Source organism: Chitinophaga sp. (assembly GCF_035564935.1).
GTDB lineage: Bacteria > Bacteroidota > Bacteroidia > Chitinophagales > Chitinophagaceae > Chitinophaga.
This window is the reverse complement of sequence record NZ_DATMTE010000420.1, coordinates 1-2751: the sequence shown is the minus strand read 5'-3', so window position 1 is coordinate 2751 and position 2751 is coordinate 1. Positions and strand designations below refer to the sequence as shown.

Sequence of the window (2751 nt, the reverse complement as noted above, 5' to 3'; positions counted from 1 at the left end):
CCTGGTTGGGGGTACTGATGCTGGGCTATGGTATGGGGAAATTGTTTGTAAGCCATGCAGATCCGGCAAAACGAAAGAATTTCTTACTCCTCGCGGGCTACAGTAGTCTCGTTGTATTTTTTATAATTCGTCTCACAAATGCTTATGGGGATCCTGTCAGCTGGAATACCTATGCGGATCCAGTGAAATCAGTGCTATCTTTTCTGAATCTGACAAAGTATCCGGCTTCGTTGGCTTACCTCTCGCTCACTTTGGGTGCTATATTACTTTTCCTGGGCTACACGACAAATTGCCGGGGCGACAAAATTTTCCTGTTTTATGCCTTGTGTAGAAGACCATTGTTTATCTATCTGTTCAGCACATTTTTAATTCATTTTATAGCAATGGTTTTACTTTGGCTAACAGGAAAAGATCCAGCAGCAATGCTGATTACTTCAAAGTCTTATACTTCGGCAGGCCCCTTAACGCAATATGGTTATTCCATTGGGGTGGTATACCTCGTCTGGGCCGGAATCCTTCTACTGTGTTGTGCTCTAAATGGCCTGATCGACAAATGGCTGTAAACACAGCTGGCTTGGGCCCTTAGTTTCGGCCAATTAGGACGCTAATTGATCTAATAATTCGATTTAGTCCCTTGTTTTCTTATATTTGGGTTATCAACTAATCTTTGCTTATACCTAAATTGAAATGATGAACGGAATGAAATGTCGACTGATGATCCTGATCATGGCGTACTTAACACTCGAAGTGGCAAAAGCGCAATCCCTTGATGATTTTACACTGCCCACCCCCTGGACGGCCGAGGCATTAAAAGCCGAGATACCGCTGCCGGAATATCCGCGTCCGCAAATGCAGCGTAGCGAATGGCAGAATCTCAATGGACGATGGGATTATATGGGCGGCAGTGCGCTGCTGGATCCGCGTCAGGCTGTAGCCCCACCGGTGTTTCCGGCAAAAACCGAATCAATCCGTGTGCCTTTTGCCCCTGAGTCAGAACTATCCGGAATTGCCCGTAGCGGCGAGAAATTTCTGTGGTACAGACGTGGTCTCAACATTCCATCAGCATGGAAGGGCAGACGTATTTTATTGCATTTTGGCGCGGTAGACCAGTATGCGACGATCTTTGTGAACGGTAAAAAGGTCGGTGATCATATAGGTGGATACCATGCTTTTAGCCTCGATATTACGGATTTCCTAAAGACGGGGAACAATAGTCTTGTCGTGGGTGCTTACGATGCGAATGATGGTAAAACAGCATCTGGAAAAAATGGCGATAAAGGTGATTATACCTTTAGCTCAGGTATCTGGCAAACAGTCTGGATGGAACCTGTACAGCAAAAACACATCACGCAGCTGAAACTGATCCCTGAGCTGAAAAATAACCGCTTGCAGCTCACGGCGCTCACTGAAGGCAATGACCTGAAGGTGGTTGCCACCGCACATGCGGATAAAAAGCAGGTGGCGACAGCGACGGGAACGGATAACAAAGCATTTTACCTGGATATAAGCAATCCGCACCCATGGAGCCCCGATGATCCATTTCTGTATCAGCTGAAAGTGGAACTTAAAGATAAAGCGGGGCGTACGGTGGATCAGGTAGACTCTTACTTCGCCATGCGCTCGATCGGTATTGGCAAGGTGGACGGCATCAATAGAACCTTGTTAAATGGCAAATTTCAATTTCAGATCGGCGTGCTTGATCAAGGGTATTGGCCTGATGGGATTTTTACGGCGCCGACCGAAGCGGCTTTGCTTTACGATATTGAACTGGCGAAAAAGGCTGGATTTAACGTCATCCGTAAACACATCAAAGTGGAACCCATGCGCTGGTACTATCACTGTGACCGGCTTGGGCTGATGGTCTGGCAGGATATGCCCAACCTTTGGTATCCGGACGATACGGATTCAGTAGCGGTACGTAAACAGTTTCGGACCGAACTGAAGCAAATGGTGGATCAGCTGACAAGTGTTCCCTCGATCGTCACCTGGGTGCCTTTCAACGAAAACTGGGGGGCATTTGAAGTGGCGGATATAACCAGGTGGACAAAAGAGTATGATCCTACGCGCTTGGTAAACGGCAATTCGGGCTATAATTACGCGCCCGGATACCGGCCTGCGAAAGGTGACCCCGGTAATGGCGACTTTGTGGATAAGCATCACTATGGAAAGATGGAAGATAAAGCGTTTCCGCAGCCGGACGAAAATCGGGCCGCATCTTTGGGCGAATTCGGTGGAAAAGGGCTTTTTGTGCGCGAACACATGTGGCCCGTGGCAAATAACGCTTACGAGATCCTGATCAATAAAGAGATACTCTCGGATACCTACGTTTATCTGCTCAATGAAATCGAACAGCGTATGCTGTACAGCGGTTTAAGCTGTGCGATCTTTACACAGACTTCAGATGTGGAGCATGAAATCAATGGGTTGGTGACCTATGATCGCCGGGTGGAAAAGTTTGACATGCAGAAAGTGAACTGGATAAATCAGGCAATTATCCGCAACAGCGAAAGAATGGGCAAAAAGAAAAAAATCAGTTCAATTTCAAGACTTTATCCGGTGGAATAGCGGTGCCTCAGTCAGGTGAGGTATCTGGTGGTTACATGAGCTAAGCGTACGATCTTGTCGTGCGCTTAGCGCATTCACTCAGCATGCATTAACCGTTAAAGACAACACCCTCGTAAAAGGCATTATAAATGCGGTTCTATTTTTTATTTATTCCAGCTGAATATCGAATTCGTCAAAAGATTCTTT

General features: G+C 46.7%; 1 protein-coding gene and 1 pseudogene. Both read left to right on the top strand.

What is annotated here, in order from left to right; translation table 11 throughout:
• Positions 1 to 563 (top strand): annotated as a pseudogene (locus VN105_RS10975) (hypothetical protein); the annotation flags it as partial.
• Positions 564 to 714: 151 nt separating this feature from the next.
• On the top strand, positions 715 to 2565 hold the full coding sequence (locus tag VN105_RS10970) for a glycoside hydrolase family 2 protein (RefSeq protein ID WP_325640756.1): 1851 nt from the start codon (positions 715 to 717) through the stop codon (positions 2563 to 2565).
• The last annotated feature ends 186 nt before the right edge of the window (positions 2566 to 2751 follow it).